We start from the raw sequence: 18,465 nt of genomic DNA on the forward strand, positions 1-18,465 counted from the left end.
TGCTAATAGGTGGCTCGGCCGCCGGAAATATCGAACACGGCGCCGGTCGAGAAGGCGCAGTCTTCCGACGCCAGCCACGCCACCATCGACGCCAGCTCCTGCACCAGCAGGAAGCGGGCTTTCGGAATCTTCGCGAGCATGAAGTCGATGTGCTGCTGCGTCATCTGATCGAAGATCGCGGTCTTCGCGGCCGCCGGCGTCACGGCATTGACGAGGATATCGTGCGCCGCCAGCTCCTTGCCGAGCGATTTTGTCAACGCGATTACACCGGCCTTGGACGCCGAATAATGCGCGGCGTTCGGATTGCCTTCCTTGCCGGCGATCGAGGCGATGTTGACGATACGGCCGTATTTGTTGGCGAGCATCGCCGGCACCACGGCCTTGCAGCAGATGAAGGGACCGTCGAGGTTGATGGCCATCACCTTGCGCCAGTCTGCGAGGTCCATCTCCCAGACGGTCTTGTTGGCACCGGTGATGCCTGCATTGTTGACGAGGATGTCGATCTTGCCGAACGCCTTCAGCGTCGCGTCGCGCGCGCTTTCGACCGCGGCCAGGTCAGAGACGTCGACCTTGAACGCGCGGGCATTCTCGCCGATTTCCGCGGCGGTCCGTTCCGCGAACGGCAGGTCATAGTCCCAGATCGCGACCTTGGCGCCTGACGCCACAAAGCGTTCGGTGATTGCGCGCCCAAAACCCTGCGCGCCGCCGGTAACGACGGCGCAGCGGCCGTTCAGATCGATCTTGTTCATGCTGGAATCCCCTAGTCGCGTGGACGTCAGAGCATGTAGCCGCCATCGACGACGAGGTCGACGCCGGTGGTGAATGCGCTTTCGTCGCTCCCAAGATAGATCGCCATGGCCGCGATTTCCTCTGCGGTACCGAGGCGGCCCATCTTCTGGCGGGCAACGAACTTCTCGCGTCCATCCGGGCCGGCGGCGGCCGCGCGATCGAGCATCGAAGGCGTCTCCACGGTGCCGGGGCAGATGCTGTTGCAACGGATGCCCTGGTTGATGAAGTCGAGCGCAACCGCGCGCGTGAGCAGCGAAACCGCCGCCTTGGACGCACTGTAGACATAGCGGTTGGCCGGTGGCCGGAGCGCCGCGCAGGACGAGATGTTGACGATGCTGCCGCCGCCGCCTGCGATCATGGCTGGCAGAAACGCCCTGATGGTCCGGTGCATGGATTTGACGTTGAGGTCGAACGAGAAATCCCAGTCTTCTTCCGAACACTCCATGATGGTTCCGTGGTGCACGAAGCCAGCCGCATTGAGCAGGATATCGATCTTTCCAACGCGCTTGGCGAAGGCGTTGACGCCAGCAGTGCTGCGAACGTCGAGCCGGGCCGTCTCGGCGACGCCTTCCTTGCCCAGGGTGGCAATGCCGCTTTCATTGATGTCGGTGGCGATGACAGTGGCGCCTTCGCGCGCGAATGCTATTGCGCAGGCACGCCCGATGCCCGCCGCCGCGGCGGTGACGACAGCGCGCTTTCCCTTCAGTCGATCAGACATTCTCGGTTACTCCTGATTTGTTCGTCATTCCGGGGCGATGCGAAGCATCGAACCCGGAATCTCGAGATTCCGGGTTCGCTTCGCGCCCCGGAATGACGATGATGCCTAATGATTATCCCGCGCCACGCCGACCGTGCCTGCGATATCCTGATAGCGCGTGGCGAGTTCCATGCAGGCGCCGGTGGCCTGCTGGCCGACAGTCGAGCGATAGAGTTCCTGCCACGGCGTCTGGTGCGCCGGGTATTTGAAGCCGCCGCCCGCCTTCAGGTCGGCGTGACGCTGCTTCAGTTCCGCATCCGAAATGAGGATGTTCGCCGAGCCCTTGTTGAGGTCGATGCGGACCTTGTCGCCGGTCTTCAAGATCGCGAGGCCGCCACTGGCGGCGGCTTCCGGCGAGGCATTAAGGATCGATGGCGAGCCCGAGGTGCCGGATTGCCGGCCGTCGCCGATGCAGGGCAGGGCCAGGATGCCGCGTTTGATCAGCGCCGCCGGCGGCTGCATGTTCACGACTTCGGCGCCGCCAGGATAACCGATCGGGCCGGCGCCGCGGATGAACAGCACGCAGTGCTCGTCGATATTGAGCGAGGGATCATCGATCCGGTCGTGATAGTCCTCCGGGCCCTCGAACACGATGGCGCGGCCCTCGAACGCGTTCAGGTCCTTGGCGTTGCTGAGATAGCGGTCACGGAATTCCTTGGAGATCACGCTGGTCTTCATGATCGCGGAATCGAACAGATTGCCGCGCAACACCAGGAAGCCGGCCTCCTTGACCAGCGGCTTGTCGTAGTTCCAGATCACGTCGCCATCGGGTTTTGTCGCCTCGCGGCAATTCTCGCCCATGGTGCGGCCGTTGACCGTTTTGACGGCTTCATGGATTTTCTTGTGCGCCATCAATTCGCGAACCACCGTCGGCACGCCGCCAGCGCGGTGAAATTCCTCGCCAAGATAGAAGCCGGCCGGCTGCAGGTTCACCAGCATCGGGATCTCGTGGCCGTGTTTCTGCCAGTCATCGATCGAGAGCTCGACGCCGATGTGGCGCGCCAGCGCGTTGATGTGGATTGGCGCGTTGGTCGAGCCGCCGATCGCCGAGTTCACCACGATGCAGTTCTCGAACGCCTCGCGGGTCAGGATGTCGGACGGTTTGAGATCCTCCCAGACCATCTCGACGATCCGCTTTCCGGTCTCGTAGGCGATCTGGCCGCGCTCGCGGTAGGGAGCGGGAATCGCCGCGCAGCCCGGCAGCGACATGCCGAGCGCCTCGGCCAGCGAGTTCATCGTCGAGGCCGTGCCCATGGTGTTGCAATGGCCGACCGACGGCGCGGACGAGGACACGATCTCGATGAATTCGTTGTAGTCGATCTCGCCGGCGGCAAGCCGTTCGCGTTGCTTCCAGACGATGGTGCCGGATCCGGTGCGCTCACCGTTGAACCAGCCGTTGAGCATCGGGCCGCCCGAGAGCACGATAGCGGGCAGATTGACGGTTGCGGCTGCCATCAGGCAGGCCGGGGTGGTCTTGTCGCAGCCGGTGGTCAGCACCACGCCGTCCAGCGGATAGCCGAACAGCAGTTCGACGAGGCCGAGATAGGCGAGGTTGCGATCGAGCGCCGCGGTCGGGCGCTTGCCGGTCTCCTGGATCGGATGCACCGGGAATTCCATCGCAATGCCACCGGCCATGCGGATGCCCTCGCGCACCCGGTGCGCCAGTTCGAGATGGTGGCGGTTGCACGGCGACAGATCGTTGCCGGTCTGTGCGATGCCGATGATTGGCTTGCCGGACTGCAATTCCGCGCGCGTCAGGCCGTAATTGAGATAGCGCTCCAGATAGAGCGCGGTCATCCCCGGATTGTGCGGGTTGTCAAACCACTCGAGGGAACGAAGTCTCCGTCCCTTGCCATTACTGGCACCATTGTTGTCATTTTTTTTCATTGGTTCCTCCCGCACTGCAAACTGCTTTAGGCGGCTCAAATCACGGCAGCGGTTTCCACCATGCTCAAAGTTTCATCCGCTGCAAACGCGGCCGCGCATCCAATTTCCTGACTCTCTTGTTCGATCCTAGTTCGCGCCAAAAGACAGCGCTACCATTTTCTATGCAACCCCGCATGAGCCCTGCGAAACAAGGCTCAAGCCGTCTGCGGCGTCGAACTTTCGCGGATCATCAGTTGAAAACCAAGGTCGAGGACCGGTTCCCGCGGCCGGCGGCCCTCGATTGCGTCGATCACCATGGTGATGGCGTGACGGCCCATCTCATAGCGATTGGTACGCACGCTGGTGAGGGAGGGGACGGCGGAAGCCATGAATTCCAGATCGTTGAAGCCGACAATCGCTATCTCGCCGGGAACTGATATTTGGCGGCGCTGGCATTCGAACAGCACGCCGAGCGCAAGGTCGTCATTGACGCAGAATACCGCATCGATATCGGGCGTCTTTGCAATGAGATCGGCGAACAGCGTACCGCCGAGCGTCACGGTGGTCGGCACCGTCGTTGTGACGACGAGGTTTGGATCGAACAGCGAGGCCGCCTTCATGGCGTCGCGATAGCCGTCGAACCGCCGCTGGACGCGGGGATCCATCCGCGCGCCGAGGAAGCCGATGCGCCGGCGCCCTTGCTCGAGAATATGCGAAATGGCCGCAAAACTGGCGTCGTAATGCGAAAAGCCGATCATCATGTCGACCGGGCTGTCCCCGATCTCCATGATCTGCGCGACCGGGCAATCCATGGTCTCCAGGATGGCGCGGGATTCCGCGGTCTGGTTGATGCCGGTCACGATCAATCCGGCCGGCTTCTGCGCCCGGAACAGCCGCAGCATCTTCTCTTCCTGCAGGATGCTGTAGCGCGTATTGGTCAACTGGATGCTGTAGCGGCTCTGCTCGGACGAATCGTAAATGCCACGCAGGACGTCGGCGAACACGCTGTTGGTCAACGACGGAATCACGACGCCGATGACTTCAGTGCGATGCGAGGCCAGCGCGCGCGCCGCCAGATTGGGCACGTAGCCCAGTTCCTTTACGGCGCTGTCGACGCGTTCGCGTTTGGCGAGCGACAGCGCATCCGGGTTTCTGAAGAAGCGGGATGCGGTGATTGGCGACACGCCAGCCAGCTTGGCGACCTCGGTGAGGCGGATTTTGCCAGACTTTGTCGGTTTTCGTGCCATTCTGCGCTCATATCACAACGAACGAGACAAATGAACAATTATTGACAGCGCTACCATCGCGTTGCTAAAAACCTCGGGACTGCGGATGATAATGCTTGGCTGAATTCGGCTGGATGGCATTAAAGTCGAACAAGACAGCATGACGCCGGCCTTCGTCCGATGGCGTCAGAAAACAGAAAATGGATGGGAGAGAAGTTCGATGTCGTCGGTACAGATTCGCGACGTGCGTAAGTCGTTCGGTAATTTTGAGGTTTTGCACGGCGTTTCGATTCCGATCGAGGACGGCGAGTTCGTTGTTCTCGTGGGCCCCTCCGGTTGCGGCAAATCGACCCTGCTGCGGATGCTCGCAGGTCTGGAAAACATCACGTCAGGCACGATTTCGATCGGCGACAAGGTGGTCAACAACGTCCAGCCGAAAGAGCGCGACATTGCGATGGTGTTCCAGAATTATGCGCTCTATCCGCATATGACGGTCGCCGACAATATGGGCTTCTCGCTCAAGCTGCGCGGCGCGAGCGCCGAGGAAATCAATGGCGGCGTCAAGCGCGCCGCAGAAATCCTGGCGCTGACCCCGCTGCTCGAACGCTATCCCCGGCAATTGTCCGGCGGCCAGCGCCAGCGCGTCGCCATGGGCCGCGCCATCGTGCGCGATCCCCAGGTGTTTCTGTTCGACGAGCCGCTGTCCAACCTCGACGCCAAGCTGCGCGTTGCGATGCGCACCGAAATCAAGGAACTGCACCAGCGCCTGCGCACCACGACGGTCTACGTCACCCATGACCAGATCGAAGCCATGACCATGGCCGACAAGATCGTGGTGATGCATGACGGCATCGTCGAGCAGATGGGCACGCCGCTTGAGCTCTACGACACGCCGGCCAACCAGTTCGTGGCGGGCTTTATCGGTTCGCCGGCGATGAACTTCCTCAAAGGCAAAGTGAAGTCGAACGGAGTGGCCTCCTTCGAAGGTCCGAACGGCGTCAAACTGCCGCTGAGCTCGGCGCCGGCCAATTCCGAGGGCCGGCCGGCCGTCTATGGCGTGCGGCCCGAGCACTTCACCATCGCAGATGATGGCGCCGAAGCGGAGATCGTGGTGGTCGAGCCGACCGGCTCGGAAACCCAGGTCTTCGCCAAGCTCGGCGGCGAACAGGTCGTCGCGGTATTCCGCGAGCGGCATCAATTCAATCCGGGCGACAAGATCCGGCTCAAGCCCGACCCGTCGCTCGTGCATTTGTTCGACGAGACGACTGGCAAGCGACTGAACGCCTGAAAATGACAATCAGATTCGGTAGCCGTACGAACTTGACGGCTGCATCGTAAATGACCTGGAAAAATCCGAGTAACCAGGCTGGTTTGAGATTTATTGGGTGAATCCGGGAGGAAATGAAAAGCACAAGACCGACGTTACATCGAGAGACCTGCATGTCTCGCAAACATCGAGACCGAGATTGAATATCCGGTGCCGGTGTAGACGGATACATTCAGGGGGAATTCGCAATGCTCAAGGCGGCTCCATTCCAAGGTAGCGCAATGGTGCCGCGCACGGTTTGTTAAAGCGCTTGTCGCTTGACAGACTGAAACGGCGTTTCATTCCCTACGACAGAATCTGGATGGAGTTTCCGGCCGTCGCCGTATACATTCGTGTTGGCGCCGTCGGCAACACTCGATCCTTGTTCAATTAACGGGCCACAAGAGCCCCGCTTCAAAATCAGGAGACGCTTACCCACGCTTCCCAGGGAGGGGATTCAATGACCAAGATCAATCGACGTAAATTCCTGAAGACCACCGGCGGCATGGCCGCCGTCCTGGCGTCCGTCAAGATGCCGGCCATCGCACAGGGCACGCCGGAAGTGCACATTCTGCGCTGGAATGACTTCGTTCCCGCCTGCGATGCCTATCTGAAGACCAAGCTGTTCCCCGAAGCGGAGAAGGCGCTCGGCATCAAGGTCAAGTTCGAAACCGTCAACGCCAACGATCTGCAGGCGCGCATTACGTCGGGCATTCAGGCCGGCGCCGGCCCCGATGTGATCATGCTGAACAACAACCATCCTCACCTCTACAAGGCGAGCCTCGTCGATGTGTCCGACGTTGCGGCGGATGTCGCGAAGGCCCAGGGCGATTGGTACAAAGCCGCATTGGCCAACGCCTCGTCGGGCGGCCAGTTCTTCGGCGTGCCGATGAACTACGTCGGCGGCTTGAACGCCTGGCGCGTGTCGATGTTCAAGGACATCGGGCTGACCGAATTCCCCAAGACCTGGGACGCCTATCGTGACGCAGGCAAGAAATTGAAGGCCAAGGGCTTTCCGATCGGCCAGTCGCTCGGCCAGTCGTTCGGCGATCCGGTCGGCTTCGCGTATCCGTTCCTGTGGTCGTTCGGCGGGGCCGAGGTCGACGACAAGGGCAAGGTCGCCATCAACTCGAAGGAAACCATCGAGGCCGTCAAATACATGACCGGTCTTTGGAAGGATTCGATGGACGAGGGCGGCCTCGCGTGGGACGACTCGTCCAACAACCGCGCCTTCCTGGCCAGCACCATCTGCACGACGCTGAACGGCGCATCCATCTACATCGAGGCTTCGCGCAAGCCCGACCAGTACAAGATGGCCGACGGCAAGCCGCTCAAGGACGACATCCAGCACGCATTCTTGCCGGCAGGTCCGAAAGGCGTGTTCGGTCTTCATCTCGTTCAGTCGCACGTCATTCCGACCTATTCGAAGAACCAGAAGCCGGCCAAGGATCTGCTGCGGTTCATGCAGACCAAGGCCAACTACGAGCCGTGGTTCGAGACGGGACAGGGCTTCTACACGCCGCCCACGTCCGGATGGGAAACGCACAAGGTCTGGACGCAGAATCCGGTGATGGCGCCGTTCGCGTTGATCGGAAAGTCAGGTTTGGCGCCCGGATATCCCGGTGAGCCGAATGCCAAAGCCGCCGAAGTGCTGTCTAAATACCTGATCGGCAACATGTTTGCAGCGGCCATCAAGGGCCAGTCGGCCGAGGACGCCGTCAAGGCGTGCGAGAGCCAGCTGAAATCGATCTACGGCGCCTGACGCGAGCAGGCCCCTGTCGCCGCTCGTGGCGACAGGGACCTTTCCGCATTGCCGTTTTTCTCGGTGCGCCATTCATTGGCGACGAAGCATCATGCGTCTACACCTGGATTCTGGATTGATGTAATGGCGACGACTGAGATGTCTGTTCCCGGCGGCGGTATCATCGTCGGCAAGCCGAAATGGCGACCGTTGGAGAGCGAGGGCAACCTCGCGATGCTGCTTCTGTTGCCGACGATCGCGCTGTTGCTGATGTTCATCGCCTACCCGTTCATGCGCGGGATTTTGCTGGCCGTCACCAATTCGAAGGTCGGCGTGATCGGCGATTTCGTCGGTTTCGAGAACTTCGCGCGCCTGTTGAAGGACCCGATTTTCCACGCCGTCGTCTACAACACGTTCCTCTACACATTTGTCACGACGGTGTTCAAACTCATCCTGGGTCTCTGGCTCGCCCTGCTTCTCAATCGCGATTTCAAGTTCAAGGCGTTCACGCGCGCCTTCATCCTGCTGCCGTTCATTGTGCCGACCGTGCTCGCCTGCTTCGCCTGGAAGTGGATGTTCGATCCGACCTTCTCGGTGCTGAACTGGATGCTGTTCAAGCTGGGCGTCGTTGCTGCGGGTGCGGGCGTCAACTGGCTCGGCGACGGCGATCTTGCGATGCTGTCGATCATGATCGTCAACATCTGGCGCGGCGTGCCGTTCTTCGCGATTTCGCTGATGGCGGGCCTGCAGACCATCAGTCCTGACCTTGGTGAGGCCGCCGCCATCGACGGTGCCAAGCCGTTGCAGCGGTTCTGGTACATTACCTGGCCGCTGCTGATGCCGGTGACCATGGTCGTGGTGCTGTTTTCGGTCATCCAGACCTTTTCCGACTTCCAGATCGTTTATGTCATGACCGGCGGCGGCCCGGCCAATGCGACCCACCTGTTCGCGACCTATGCCTACCAGCTCGGCGTCGGCACCGGCCTGCTCAGTCAAGGCGCCGCCGTCTCGCTCGCGATGTTCCCGCTTCTGTTTGGCATTGTGATCTTTCAGTTGATGTACATCCGCAGGGTGGAGACACGGTGATGAGTAATTGCTTCTCCTCTCCACTCAGCCTGGAGTCCCGCCTATGATCGAGGGTGCAGCCTGGCGCCGGTGGGTGTTCTTTCGCCTGCCGATGGCGATCTTCCTGATCTTCCTGCTGTTCCCGTTCTATTGGATGATCATCACGACGTTCCGACCCGACGGTGAGCTCTACATCCCCTGGTATCGGGCTAACTACAAACCGTTCTGGACATGGAATCCGACCACGGCGCACCTCAAATATCTGTTCGGCGAGACCACTTTCGCGATCTGGATGTGGAACACCACCTTCATTGCAGTCGTCGCAACCGCCATCTCACTGTTTTGCGGCGTACTCGCCGGCTATGCCCTGTCGCGGCTGACCTTCAAGGGCGCGGCTCTGCTCGGTACGACGATTTTCATCACTTACCTGGTGCCGCAGACGCTGCTGTTCATTCCACTGTCCGAGATCATCCGTACCTATAGCCTCGGAGACACGCCCTGGTCGCTGATCCTGAGCTATCCGACCTTCCTCATCCCGTTCTGCACCTGGCTGATGATGGGCTACTTCAAATCCGTTCCGAAGGAGCTGGAGGAGTGCGCGCGTATCGACGGCGCCGCACGCTGGCAGGCGATGCTGTACATCATCATCCCGGTGGCTGTGCCGGGCATCCTGTCCGCCATGATCTTCGCGTTTACCCTCAGTTGGAACGAATTCATCTACGCCCTCGTATTCCTGTCGAGCCCGGAGCAGAAGACCGTGCCCGTCGGCGTCATCTCGGAACTCGTGCGCGGCGACGTGTTCTTCTGGGGACCGCTGATGGCCGGCGCGCTGTTAGGCTCGATTCCGGTCGCCATTGCCTACTCGTTCTTTGTCGAACAGTACGTTTCTGGCGTGACCGGGAGCGTCAAGGGTTAGCGGACGAAGTGCCTTGCCGAGGGGCAAGCCACTAAAGCACAACGAAACTGGACGACTGGGGACAGAGAGCGGCAATGTCAAATGTAACGATCCGGCATGTGCACAAGCATTACGCCGATTTTCATGCGGTGAAGGGCGTCTCGCTCGAGATCAAGGACAAGGAGTTCGTCGTGCTCGTCGGCCCGTCGGGCTGTGGCAAGACCACCACATTGCGCATGGTTGCGGGGCTCGAGACGATCTCCGAGGGCGACATCATGATTGGCAACAAGATCGTCAATGAGCTGCCACCCATGGACCGTGACATCGCCATGGTGTTCCAGAACTACGCGCTCTATCCGCATATGACGGTCTACGACAACATGGCTTTCGGCCTGAAGATGAGGAAATTCGACAAGGCGGAGATCGCCAAGCGGGTCAACAACGCCGCCGATATCCTTGACATCAAGGACCATCTCATGCGCAAGCCCCGCATGCTGTCGGGTGGACAACGCCAGCGCGTCGCGCTCGGCCGTGCGATCGTGCGCAATCCGCAAGTCTTCCTGTTCGACGAACCGCTGTCCAACCTCGATGCGAAGCTGCGGGTGCAGATGCGCGTTGAGCTCAAGAAGCTGCACCAACGCCTCGCCACGACTTCGATCTACGTCACCCATGATCAGGTCGAGGCGATGACGCTGGGGGATCGGGTCGTCGTGATGAAGGACGGCCTGATCCAGCAGGTCGGCGAGCCGTTCGAACTCTACACCAACCCCGCCAACAAATATGTGGCCGGATTTATCGGTTCACCGGCGATGAATTTCGCCGACACGATGATCGAGGAAGTGGGGAACGCGGTCTACGCCACCAATCCGACGATGAGGATCCGCGTGCCGGAGCAGATCGCAGCGCGCATGGGCCCGTACAAGGGCAAGCCCGCGACGCTCGGCATCCGACCGGAAGACCTGCACATGGCCACCGGCGCTGACCCGGAAGACCTTTCGTTCGATGCGGTGGTGGAGGTCGGCGAGCAGCTCGGTTCCGAAATCATCCTGGACTTGAAAGCCGGCGGTAGCACGATGGTCGCCAGCGTCGAGCCAACCGTCAAGGTGAAGCCGCAGCAGACGATCCGTCTCGGCATCAACCCGGCGGGTCTTCGGTTCTTCGACGCGACGACCGAGATGGCAATTTGACCACCGCACTCGGTGCCTGCGGCGAGCACAACTCAGTGTTCCGCCGTATCTGCTTGTCATGGGAGTGTAGCCGCGATATGGGCCTGCCTGCGTCCAGGTTTTAAGAACAAGAAGGAGACGGGTCTTGCACATCCTTATTCTCGGTGCCGCCGGCATGGTCGGCCGCAAGCTGACCGAGCAATTGCTGCGCGACGGTCGGCTCGGCAAGCAGGACATCAGCCGCATGACGCTGCAGGACGTGGTGGCGCCCACCAAGCCCGCCACCTCGATCCCGGTCAACGTCGTCGCCTCCGATTTTGCCGATGCCGGTGCCGCGGCGCCGCTGATCGCCGAACGGCCTGACGTGATCTTCCATCTCGCCGCGATCGTGTCGGGCGAGGCGGAGGCCGAATTCGACAAGGGCTATCGCATCAATCTCGACGGTACGCGCTACCTGATCGACGCGATCCGAGCGATCGGCGGCGGCTACAAGCCGCGGCTGGTGTTCACGTCCTCGATCGCGGTGTTCGGCGCGCCGTTCCCCGAAAAGATCGGCGACGAGTTCTTCCATACGCCATTGACGAGCTACGGCACCCAGAAGTCGATCTGCGAACTCCTGATCAACGACTACACCCGCAAGGGCCTGCTCGATGGCATCAGCATCCGCCTGCCGACGATCTGCGTGCGGCCGGGCAAGCCGAACAAGGCAGCGTCCGGATTCTTCTCCAACATCATCCGCGAGCCGCTGGCGGGCGAGGAGGCGGTGCTGCCGGTGACCGAAGACGTGCGGCACTGGCATGCCTCGCCGAAATCGGCGGTCGGCTTTCTCATGCACGCCGGCACCATGGACCTCAATGCGATGGGCGCGCGGCGCAATCTCAGCATGCCCGGAATGTCGGTGACCGTCGGCGAACAGATCGCAGCGCTCGACCGCGTCGCCGGCAAGAATGTCACCGCGCGCATCAAGCGGGTGCCCGATCCGACCATCATCAGCATCGTGAGCGGCTGGCCGCGCGATTTCGTCACCGACCGCGCGCTCAAGCTCGGCTTCACCACGGCCGAGAAAACTTTTGACGACATCATCCGGATTCACATCGCGGATGAGCTCGGCGGCAAGTTCGCGGCCTGACGTGTCGACACGCGTTGCCGCATGGATGCGGTCATGACCAGGGTAGCCTGCATCGGCGAATGCATGGTCGAGCTGAAACAGGCCGAGGGCGGCCTGTTTTCACGTGGCTATGGCGGCGACACACTGAATACCGCCGTCTATCTCGCCCGCCTTGGTGCCGGCACCGATTACATCACGGCACTCGGCGACGACACGCTGAGCGACGAGATGATCGCGGGCTGGGCAGCCGAGGGCGTTGGCACGGCACGGGTGTCCCGGCTGCCAGGCAAATTGCCGGGCCTCTACATGATCCAGACCGACGACAAGGGCGAACGGCGCTTCTTTCACTGGCGCGACAGCGCCGCCGCCCGCAGCCTGATGGATTTGCCGGAGACGGCGGATATCCTGAATTCACTGGCGAGTTACGACATCGTTTATCTCTCGGCGATCACGCTGTCGCTTTACAATGACGCTGGTCGCGGGCGGCTGTTCTCGGGAATCAAGCGTGCGCGGGAAAGCGGCGCGCGTTTTGCCTTCGATACCAACTTCCGCGCCCGCGGCTGGCCGGACCTGGAGATCGCCCGCACCGTTTATCAGGATGCGTTCAATCTCGCCGATATCGTCTTGGCCTCGACCGAGGATTTGCTGCCGCTCTATCCCCATGCGACCAACGAAGACCTGCTGGCGCGCATTCCGGGCGGGGAGGTCGTTCTAAAACTTTCAGAACCCGCGAGCATCCTTCGTCTCGACGGGGTCTTGCATCGGACCAGGGCCGAACCGCTGACGAAACCCGTCGTCGATACCACCGCGGCGGGCGACAGTTTTGCAGCCGCCTACATCGCCGCACGGCTTGCGGGTGCGGAGCCGGTTGAGGCCGCGCGGGCCGGGCACCGCCTCGCCGGCGTCGTGGTATGTCACCCCGGTGCGATTATTCCGCGCAACGCAATGCCGGCCTGATATCGTTGGCACACCAATAACCTCTCGCAAGGCGTCCCTATGAGCGTGAATGTAACAGCAAGGCAGGAAAAGCTCGCGGCTTTGGTGAAGTCCGCCACCGTCATACCGGTGCTGACCATCGAGCGGCTGGAAGATGCGGTGCCGCTGGCCAGGGCGCTGGTTGCCGGGGGCGTGCGCATGCTGGAAGTGACGCTGCGCACGCCGGTGGCGATCGAGGCCGCCAAGGCCATGATCGCTGAGGTGCCGGACGCGATTGTCGGGATCGGCACCATCCTGAACGGCGATGATCTCAAGCGAACCGAGGCGCTCGGCGCCAAATTCGGCATTAGCCCCGGTGCGACGCCCGAACTGCTGAAGGCTGCGGCCGCCAGCGACCTGCCGTTTGCGCCGGGTATCGCGACCGCGTCCGAACTGATGCAGGCGCTGGCGCACGGGTTCGACCTCGTGAAATTCTTCCCGGCGGAACAGTCCGGCGGTATCAAGGCACTGCGCGCCCTCGCAGGACCGTTTCCGAACATTCGGGTTTGCCCGACCGGCGGCATCGGCGAGGCCAATGCGGCGTCCTGGCTGGCCGAGCCGAACGTGCTGGCAGTCGGCGGTTCCTGGCTGTGCCCGGCGGCGGATATACGGTCCGGCAACTGGGCCGGCATTTCTGCCATGTGCGCGCGGGCGATGAAAACGCTGAAACCGGCGTGAAGTATTTTTTCCGATAGGGTACAAAACCGTCCGAACCGGAACAGGGAGAACGACCATGACAGCCAGCATCGTGGGATGGGCGCACACGCCATTCGGCAAGTTCGACGCGGAAACCGTTGAGAGCCTGGTGGTGAAGGTAGCGACCGACGCATTGGCCGATGCCGGCATTTCCGCTGGCGATGTCGACGAGATCGTGCTCGGGCATTTCAATGCCGGCTTCTCGCCGCAGGATTTCACCGCCTCGCTGGTGCTGCAGGCCGACCCCAAATTGCGCTTCAAGCCGACCACGCGGGTCGAGAACGCCTGCGCCACCGGCTCGGCCGCGGTGCATCAGGGCATCCGCGCGATTGCCGCGGGTGCCGCCAAGATCGTGCTCGTGGTCGGCGTCGAGCAGATGACGCGGACGCCGGGTCCGGAGATCGGCAAGTATCTCCTGAAAGCGTCGTATCTGCCCGAGGACGGCGACACCGTCGGCGGTTTTGCCGGGGTGTTCGGCAAGATCGCGCAGAGCTATTTCCAGAAATATGGCGACCAGTCCGACGCGCTGGCGATGATCGCGGCGAAGAACCACAAGAACGGCGTCGCTAACCCCTATGCGCAGATGCGCAAGGACTTTGGCTACGAGTTCTGCCGTGCCGAGAGCGAGAAGAACCCGTTCGTCGCGGGTCCTCTGAAGCGGACCGATTGCTCGCTGGTGTCGGATGGCGCGGCAGCCTTGGTGCTGACGGATTCGGAAACCGCCAAGACCATGGGCAAGGCGGTGAATTTCCGCGCCACCGCGCATGCGCAGGATTTCCTGCCGATGTCCAAGCGCGACATCCTGCAGTTTGAAGGCTGCACGGTCGCCTGGCAGCGCGCGTTGCAGCAGGCCGGCGTCAGCCTTTCCGATCTGTCGTTCGTCGAAACCCATGACTGCTTCACGGTCGCCGAGCTGATCGAATATGAAGCGATGGGCCTGACGCCGCGCGGGCAGGGCGCCCGCGCCATCAAGGAAGGCTGGACACAGAAGGACGGCAAGCTGCCGGTCAATCCGTCCGGCGGCCTCAAGGCCAAGGGCCACCCGATCGGCGCCACCGGCGTTTCCATGCATGTGATGAGCGCGATGCAACTGGTCGGCCAGGCGCCCGAGGGCATGCAGCTGAAGAATCCGAAACTCGCCGGCATCTTCAACATGGGTGGCGCCGCGGTGGCGAATTACGTCTCGGTGCTGGAGCCGGGGAAGTAAGACGCCAGAATTGTAGGGTGGGCAAAGCGAAGCGTGCCCACCACTTCTACCGACACAGATGCGGTGGGCACGGCGCAAGCGCGCCTTTGCCCACCCTACGAAGCTTGACGCATACGCCCATACGCGTGGCGCGCTTGATCTTCCGGAAAACCTCCCGTTACTAGGTCGCAACAACGACATCCGGGAGCGAATTGGGCATGGGACCACTAAAAGGCATCAAGGTCGTCGACATGACGTCCGTGCTGATGGGGCCCTTTGCCACCCAGACGCTCGGCGATTACGGCGCCGACATCATCAAGGTGGAATCGCATGATGGCGACGTCACGCGGCAGATTGGGCCGACGCGGCATCCCGGCATGGGGCCGGTGTTCCTCAACACCAACCGCAACAAGCGCAGCATCTGCCTCGATTTGAAGAAGCCGGCCGGGCGCGACGCCGTGCTGCGACTGATCGCGAAGGCCGACGTGCTGGTCTACAATGTGCGCCCGCAGGCGATGGCGCGGCTGCAGCTCGGCTACGACGTGGTCTCGAAAATCAACCCGCGCCTGATCTATGCCGGCGTGTTCGGCTTCGGTCAGGACGGGCCCTATGCCGCCAAACCCGCTTACGACGATCTGATCCAGGGCGCCACCGCGCTGCCGGCGCTGATGGCGCAGACCGGCGACGGCGTGCCGCGCTATGTTCCGAATGCCTTGGTCGACCGCATCGTCGGGCTCACCGCGGTCGGCGCGATCTGCGCCAGCCTGGTAGACCGCGACCGCACGGGCCGCGGCCAGCGCGTCGATATCCCCATGTTCGAGACCATGGCGAGTTTCGTGATGGGCGATCACATGGGCGGGCTCACCTATGAGCCGCCGCTCGACAAGGGTGGCTACGCCCGGCATCTGTCGCCGGACCGGCGGCCCTACAAGACCTCCGACGGCTACATCTGCGTGATCGTCTACAACGACAAGCAGTGGACGAATTTCTTCGCCGCCACCGGCCGCGACGATCTTCGCACCAATCCCAAATTCGCGACCTTTGCCGGTCGCGCCACCAATATCGACACCGTCTATGCCGAACTGGCGCGCATCCTGGAGACCAAGAGCACGTCCGAATGGACTGCCATTCTGGAGAAGGCCGACGTGCCTGTCATGCCGATGCATGATCTGGAAAGCCTGCTGCAGGACCCGCACATCGTCGCGACCGATTTTGCGCCTGTGATCGATCACCCGACCGAGGGGCGCATTCGCAACATGCGGTCGTCGGCGCGGTGGTCGGAAACGCCGGTGGAGATGACGCGGCTGGCGCCGCGCCTCAGCGAGCACAGCGCCGAGATTTTGCAGGAAGCAGGTTTTTCGGCAGACGAGATTGCGGCCCTGGTTCGCGACGGCGTCACCAAGGCTGTTGCCGACACGTAGTACCGAGCCACCTGGCACCTCCTGGAACTGACAAGGGAACTTCTGATGATCGCGTTCGCCCGCCTGCATCTCGTGGCCAGCAGCATCTTGCTCGCCATGTCTGCGGCCGGTCATGCCGCCATGCCGGCCGATGCACCTGACGCCCGCGATCACGCGCTGATCAGCCGCTACGCGGGCTCCTGGCTGGTCGCGCAGGACGTGAAGGGTTTCGACCAGGTCGCAGTCCCGCTCGGCAGCAAGAATGGCGAGGTTGCAAGAGCCGAGGGTCGCGTGACGCGCTTGTTCTATCTGGCGCCCGCCGGCAAGTCGGTCGTGGAAGTTCAGCGCAATTACGAGCAGGCATTGGAGCGCGTCGGCGCAGCAAAGCGGGGCGGTTGCGCCGAGGATTGCGGTTCGAGCAGTTTTGGGAAGCTTCGCGAGGTGCCGGCAAATCCATCGCTGCCGAAGGCCCAACTGGAGGGGTGGAGCCCGGTCACCTTGCTGCAGCAGTGGCAGGAATCCGGCAGCGAGCGCTATTGGTACGGCACCATGGAGGCGTCCGGCTCGACACTGCATGTGGCGATCCTCTCGGCCAAGCCCGGTACGATCGCCCTGGCCGGCAAGTATGTCGCCACGGTCGTGGAGATTGTCGAGACCAAGGCGATGGAAGCCGACAAGGTTGTGGTGGACGCGGGTGCGTTGACGAAGGGACTGCAGAGCGAAGGAAAGGTGGCGTTATATGGCCTTTACTTCGATACGGGGAAAGCCACTATCAAGCCGGAGTCCAAGCCGCAGCTCGACCAGATGGCGCGGCTGTTGCAGTCCGACGGATCGCTCAAGGTTCACATCGTGGGGCACACCGACAATCAGGGCGCGCTGGACGGCAACCTTGCTCTGTCCAAAGCGCGGGCACAGACGGTCGTGGATGCCTTGAGCACAACGTACAAGGTCGATGCCAAGCGCCTGTCGGCGGCCGGCGTTGCCAGCTATGCGCCGCTCGGCAACAACGCGACGGACGCGGGCCGCGCGCGCAATCGCCGGGTGGAAATGGTGCTGCAGTAGCGCGGCGTGGCTGTCGTCAGGACACAGGAGCACAAAGATGGATTTCGCGCTGTCGGCCAACCAGGAATCGATCCGCGACGCGATCGGGAAAATCTGTTCGCGCTTTGACGACGCCTATTGGCTGAAGAAGGATAAGGAAGGCGGCTATCCCGCCGACTTCCACCGCGCGCTGGCCGATGCCGGCTGGCTCGGCATCTGCATTCCCGAGGAATATGGCGGCTCGGGGCTCGGCATCACCGATGCCGCGATCATGATGCGCACGATCTCCGAGTCGGGCGCCGGCATGTCCGGCGCATCTGCCGTGCACATGAACGTGTTCGGGCTCAATCCGGTGGTCGTGTTCGGCACCAAGGAGCAATGCACGCGCATGCTGCCGCCGATCATCGACGGGCGCGACAAATCCTGCTTTGCGGTGACCGAGCCCAATACCGGGCTCAACACCACGCAGCTGAAAACCCGCGCCGTGCGCAAGGGCGACAAATATATCGTCAACGGCCAGAAGGTCTGGATCTCGACCGCCCAGGTCGCCAACAAGATATTGCTGCTGGCGCGCACCACGCCGCTGGAAGAGGTGAAGACGCCGACGCAGGGCCTGAGCCTGTTCTATACGGATTTCGACAAGCAGCGCGTTGCCGTGCATGAGATCGAGAAGATGGGCCGCAAGCCCGTCGATTCCAACGAATTGTTCTTCGCGAACTTTGAAATTCCGGTCGAGGATCGCCTCGGCGAGGAAGGCCGCGGTTTCGAATATATCCTGCACGGCATGAATCCCGAGCGCATCCTGATCGCAGCCGAAGCCGTCGGGCTTGGCCAGGTCGCGCTGTCGCGGGCGTCGGCCTATGCCAAAAACCGCATCGTGTTCAATCGCCCGATCGGCATGAACCAGGGCATCCAGCACCCGCTCGCGAAAAACTGGATGGAACTGGAAGCCGCTTGGCTGATGGTGCTTTCCGCCGGCTGGCAATACGACCAGGGCCTGCCGTGCGGCCCGGCGGCCAATGCCGCGAAATACCTCGCCGCCGAAGCCGGCTTCCACGCCTGCGAGCAGGCCGTCATGACCCATGGCGGCTTTGGTTACGCCAAGGAATATCACGTCGAGCGTTACTTACGGGAATCCCTGATCCCGCGCATCGCCCCGATCAGCCCGCAGCTCATTCTCAGCTTTATTGCCGAGAAGGTGCTGGGGCTGCCGAAGTCGTATTGAGATGACGACGAGTAAGGAGGCGG

At 62.0% G+C, this 18,465-nt stretch carries 16 protein-coding genes; 12 read left to right on the forward strand and 4 right to left on the reverse strand.

Going from position 1 to position 18,465, the window contains the following annotated elements; all coding sequences use genetic code 11:
• Nucleotides 1-2 precede the first annotated feature (2 nt).
• The 4 genes from JQ641_RS03410 to gntR all read right to left on the reverse strand — a co-directional run bounded on the left by JQ641_RS03410 (nucleotide 3) and on the right by gntR (nucleotide 4,659).
• Nucleotides 3-749: an SDR family NAD(P)-dependent oxidoreductase gene (locus JQ641_RS03410; RefSeq protein ID WP_211994429.1), complete on the reverse strand. Its 747-nt coding sequence runs from the start codon at nucleotides 747-749 to the stop codon at nucleotides 3-5.
• A gap of 26 nt (nucleotides 750-775) precedes the next feature.
• A complete protein-coding gene (locus JQ641_RS03415; protein ID WP_211994430.1) occupies nucleotides 776-1,507 on the reverse strand; it encodes an SDR family oxidoreductase in 732 nt (243 codons plus the stop codon).
• A 105-nt stretch (nucleotides 1,508-1,612) separates the two neighbouring features.
• Nucleotides 1,613-3,433, reverse strand: a complete 1,821-nt coding sequence (locus JQ641_RS03420) for an IlvD/Edd family dehydratase (protein WP_211994431.1) — start codon at nucleotides 3,431-3,433, stop codon at nucleotides 1,613-1,615.
• Between the two features lie 194 nt (nucleotides 3,434-3,627).
• Nucleotides 3,628-4,659: an HTH-type transcriptional regulator GntR gene (gntR, locus tag JQ641_RS03425; RefSeq protein WP_211994432.1), complete on the reverse strand. Its 1,032-nt coding sequence runs from the start codon at nucleotides 4,657-4,659 to the stop codon at nucleotides 3,628-3,630.
• Between the two features lie 199 nt (nucleotides 4,660-4,858).
• Between gntR and JQ641_RS03430 the strand changes: the two genes are divergently transcribed.
• The 12 genes from JQ641_RS03430 to JQ641_RS03485 all read left to right on the forward strand — a co-directional run bounded on the left by JQ641_RS03430 (nucleotide 4,859) and on the right by JQ641_RS03485 (nucleotide 18,442).
• Nucleotides 4,859-5,926: an ABC transporter ATP-binding protein gene (locus tag JQ641_RS03430; protein WP_211994433.1), complete on the forward strand. Its 1,068-nt coding sequence runs from the start codon at nucleotides 4,859-4,861 to the stop codon at nucleotides 5,924-5,926.
• A 478-nt stretch (nucleotides 5,927-6,404) separates the two neighbouring features.
• Nucleotides 6,405-7,706, forward strand: coding sequence for an ABC transporter substrate-binding protein (locus JQ641_RS03435; RefSeq protein WP_211994434.1), 1,302 nt, complete (start codon nucleotides 6,405-6,407; stop codon nucleotides 7,704-7,706).
• A 123-nt stretch (nucleotides 7,707-7,829) separates the two neighbouring features.
• Nucleotides 7,830-8,771 (forward strand): carbohydrate ABC transporter permease, encoded by a 942-nt coding sequence (locus JQ641_RS03440; RefSeq protein ID WP_211994435.1) that lies wholly within the window; start codon nucleotides 7,830-7,832, stop codon nucleotides 8,769-8,771.
• Nucleotides 8,772-8,814: 43 nt separating this feature from the next.
• Entirely contained in the window at nucleotides 8,815-9,666 is an 852-nt protein-coding gene (locus JQ641_RS03445) for a carbohydrate ABC transporter permease (RefSeq protein ID WP_211994436.1), read from the forward strand.
• A gap of 74 nt (nucleotides 9,667-9,740) precedes the next feature.
• Complete coding sequence (locus tag JQ641_RS03450; protein ID WP_211994437.1) at nucleotides 9,741-10,832, forward strand: ABC transporter ATP-binding protein; 1,092 nt, start codon at nucleotides 9,741-9,743, stop codon at nucleotides 10,830-10,832.
• A 124-nt stretch (nucleotides 10,833-10,956) separates the two neighbouring features.
• Nucleotides 10,957-11,940, forward strand: coding sequence for a D-erythronate dehydrogenase (gene denD / locus JQ641_RS03455; protein WP_211994438.1), 984 nt, complete (start codon nucleotides 10,957-10,959; stop codon nucleotides 11,938-11,940).
• A 33-nt stretch (nucleotides 11,941-11,973) separates the two neighbouring features.
• Complete coding sequence (locus JQ641_RS03460; protein WP_211994439.1) at nucleotides 11,974-12,876, forward strand: sugar kinase; 903 nt, start codon at nucleotides 11,974-11,976, stop codon at nucleotides 12,874-12,876.
• 45 nt (nucleotides 12,877-12,921) lie between these two features.
• Nucleotides 12,922-13,572 (forward strand): bifunctional 4-hydroxy-2-oxoglutarate aldolase/2-dehydro-3-deoxy-phosphogluconate aldolase, encoded by a 651-nt coding sequence (gene eda / locus JQ641_RS03465; RefSeq protein ID WP_349628502.1) that lies wholly within the window; start codon nucleotides 12,922-12,924, stop codon nucleotides 13,570-13,572.
• Nucleotides 13,573-13,627: 55 nt separating this feature from the next.
• On the forward strand, nucleotides 13,628-14,797 hold the full coding sequence (locus JQ641_RS03470; RefSeq protein ID WP_211994441.1) for an acetyl-CoA acetyltransferase: 1,170 nt from the start codon (nucleotides 13,628-13,630) through the stop codon (nucleotides 14,795-14,797).
• 197 nt (nucleotides 14,798-14,994) lie between these two features.
• Complete coding sequence (locus tag JQ641_RS03475; protein ID WP_211994442.1) at nucleotides 14,995-16,197, forward strand: CaiB/BaiF CoA transferase family protein; 1,203 nt, start codon at nucleotides 14,995-14,997, stop codon at nucleotides 16,195-16,197.
• 45 nt (nucleotides 16,198-16,242) lie between these two features.
• On the forward strand, nucleotides 16,243-17,238 hold the full coding sequence (locus JQ641_RS03480) for an OmpA family protein (RefSeq protein ID WP_211994443.1): 996 nt from the start codon (nucleotides 16,243-16,245) through the stop codon (nucleotides 17,236-17,238).
• A gap of 37 nt (nucleotides 17,239-17,275) precedes the next feature.
• Complete coding sequence (locus JQ641_RS03485; protein ID WP_211994444.1) at nucleotides 17,276-18,442, forward strand: acyl-CoA dehydrogenase family protein; 1,167 nt, start codon at nucleotides 17,276-17,278, stop codon at nucleotides 18,440-18,442.
• The last annotated feature ends 23 nt before the right edge of the window (nucleotides 18,443-18,465 follow it).

It is taken from the genome of Bradyrhizobium sp. JYMT SZCCT0180, from assembly GCF_018130165.1.
Lineage (GTDB): Bacteria > Pseudomonadota > Alphaproteobacteria > Rhizobiales > Xanthobacteraceae > Bradyrhizobium.

Coding starts and splice junctions, on each gene's coding strand:
- JQ641_RS03460 (WP_211994439.1), top strand. CDS start 11,974: ATGACCAGGGTAGCCTGCATCGGCGAATGCATGGTCGAGCTGAAACAG.
- JQ641_RS03420 (WP_211994431.1), bottom strand. CDS start 3,433: ATGAAAAAAAATGACAACAATGGTGCCAGTAATGGCAAGGGACGGAGA.
- JQ641_RS03435 (WP_211994434.1), top strand. CDS start 6,405: ATGACCAAGATCAATCGACGTAAATTCCTGAAGACCACCGGCGGCATG.
- JQ641_RS03485 (WP_211994444.1), top strand. CDS start 17,276: ATGGATTTCGCGCTGTCGGCCAACCAGGAATCGATCCGCGACGCGATC.
- JQ641_RS03440 (WP_211994435.1), top strand. CDS start 7,830: ATGGCGACGACTGAGATGTCTGTTCCCGGCGGCGGTATCATCGTCGGC.
- JQ641_RS03480 (WP_211994443.1), top strand. CDS start 16,243: ATGATCGCGTTCGCCCGCCTGCATCTCGTGGCCAGCAGCATCTTGCTC.
- JQ641_RS03475 (WP_211994442.1), top strand. CDS start 14,995: ATGGGACCACTAAAAGGCATCAAGGTCGTCGACATGACGTCCGTGCTG.
- JQ641_RS03410 (WP_211994429.1), bottom strand. CDS start 749: ATGAACAAGATCGATCTGAACGGCCGCTGCGCCGTCGTTACCGGCGGC.
- JQ641_RS03450 (WP_211994437.1), top strand. CDS start 9,741: ATGTCAAATGTAACGATCCGGCATGTGCACAAGCATTACGCCGATTTT.
- gntR (WP_211994432.1), bottom strand. CDS start 4,659: ATGGCACGAAAACCGACAAAGTCTGGCAAAATCCGCCTCACCGAGGTC.
- JQ641_RS03415 (WP_211994430.1), bottom strand. CDS start 1,507: ATGTCTGATCGACTGAAGGGAAAGCGCGCTGTCGTCACCGCCGCGGCG.
- JQ641_RS03470 (WP_211994441.1), top strand. CDS start 13,628: ATGACAGCCAGCATCGTGGGATGGGCGCACACGCCATTCGGCAAGTTC.
- JQ641_RS03430 (WP_211994433.1), top strand. CDS start 4,859: ATGTCGTCGGTACAGATTCGCGACGTGCGTAAGTCGTTCGGTAATTTT.
- JQ641_RS03445 (WP_211994436.1), top strand. CDS start 8,815: ATGATCGAGGGTGCAGCCTGGCGCCGGTGGGTGTTCTTTCGCCTGCCG.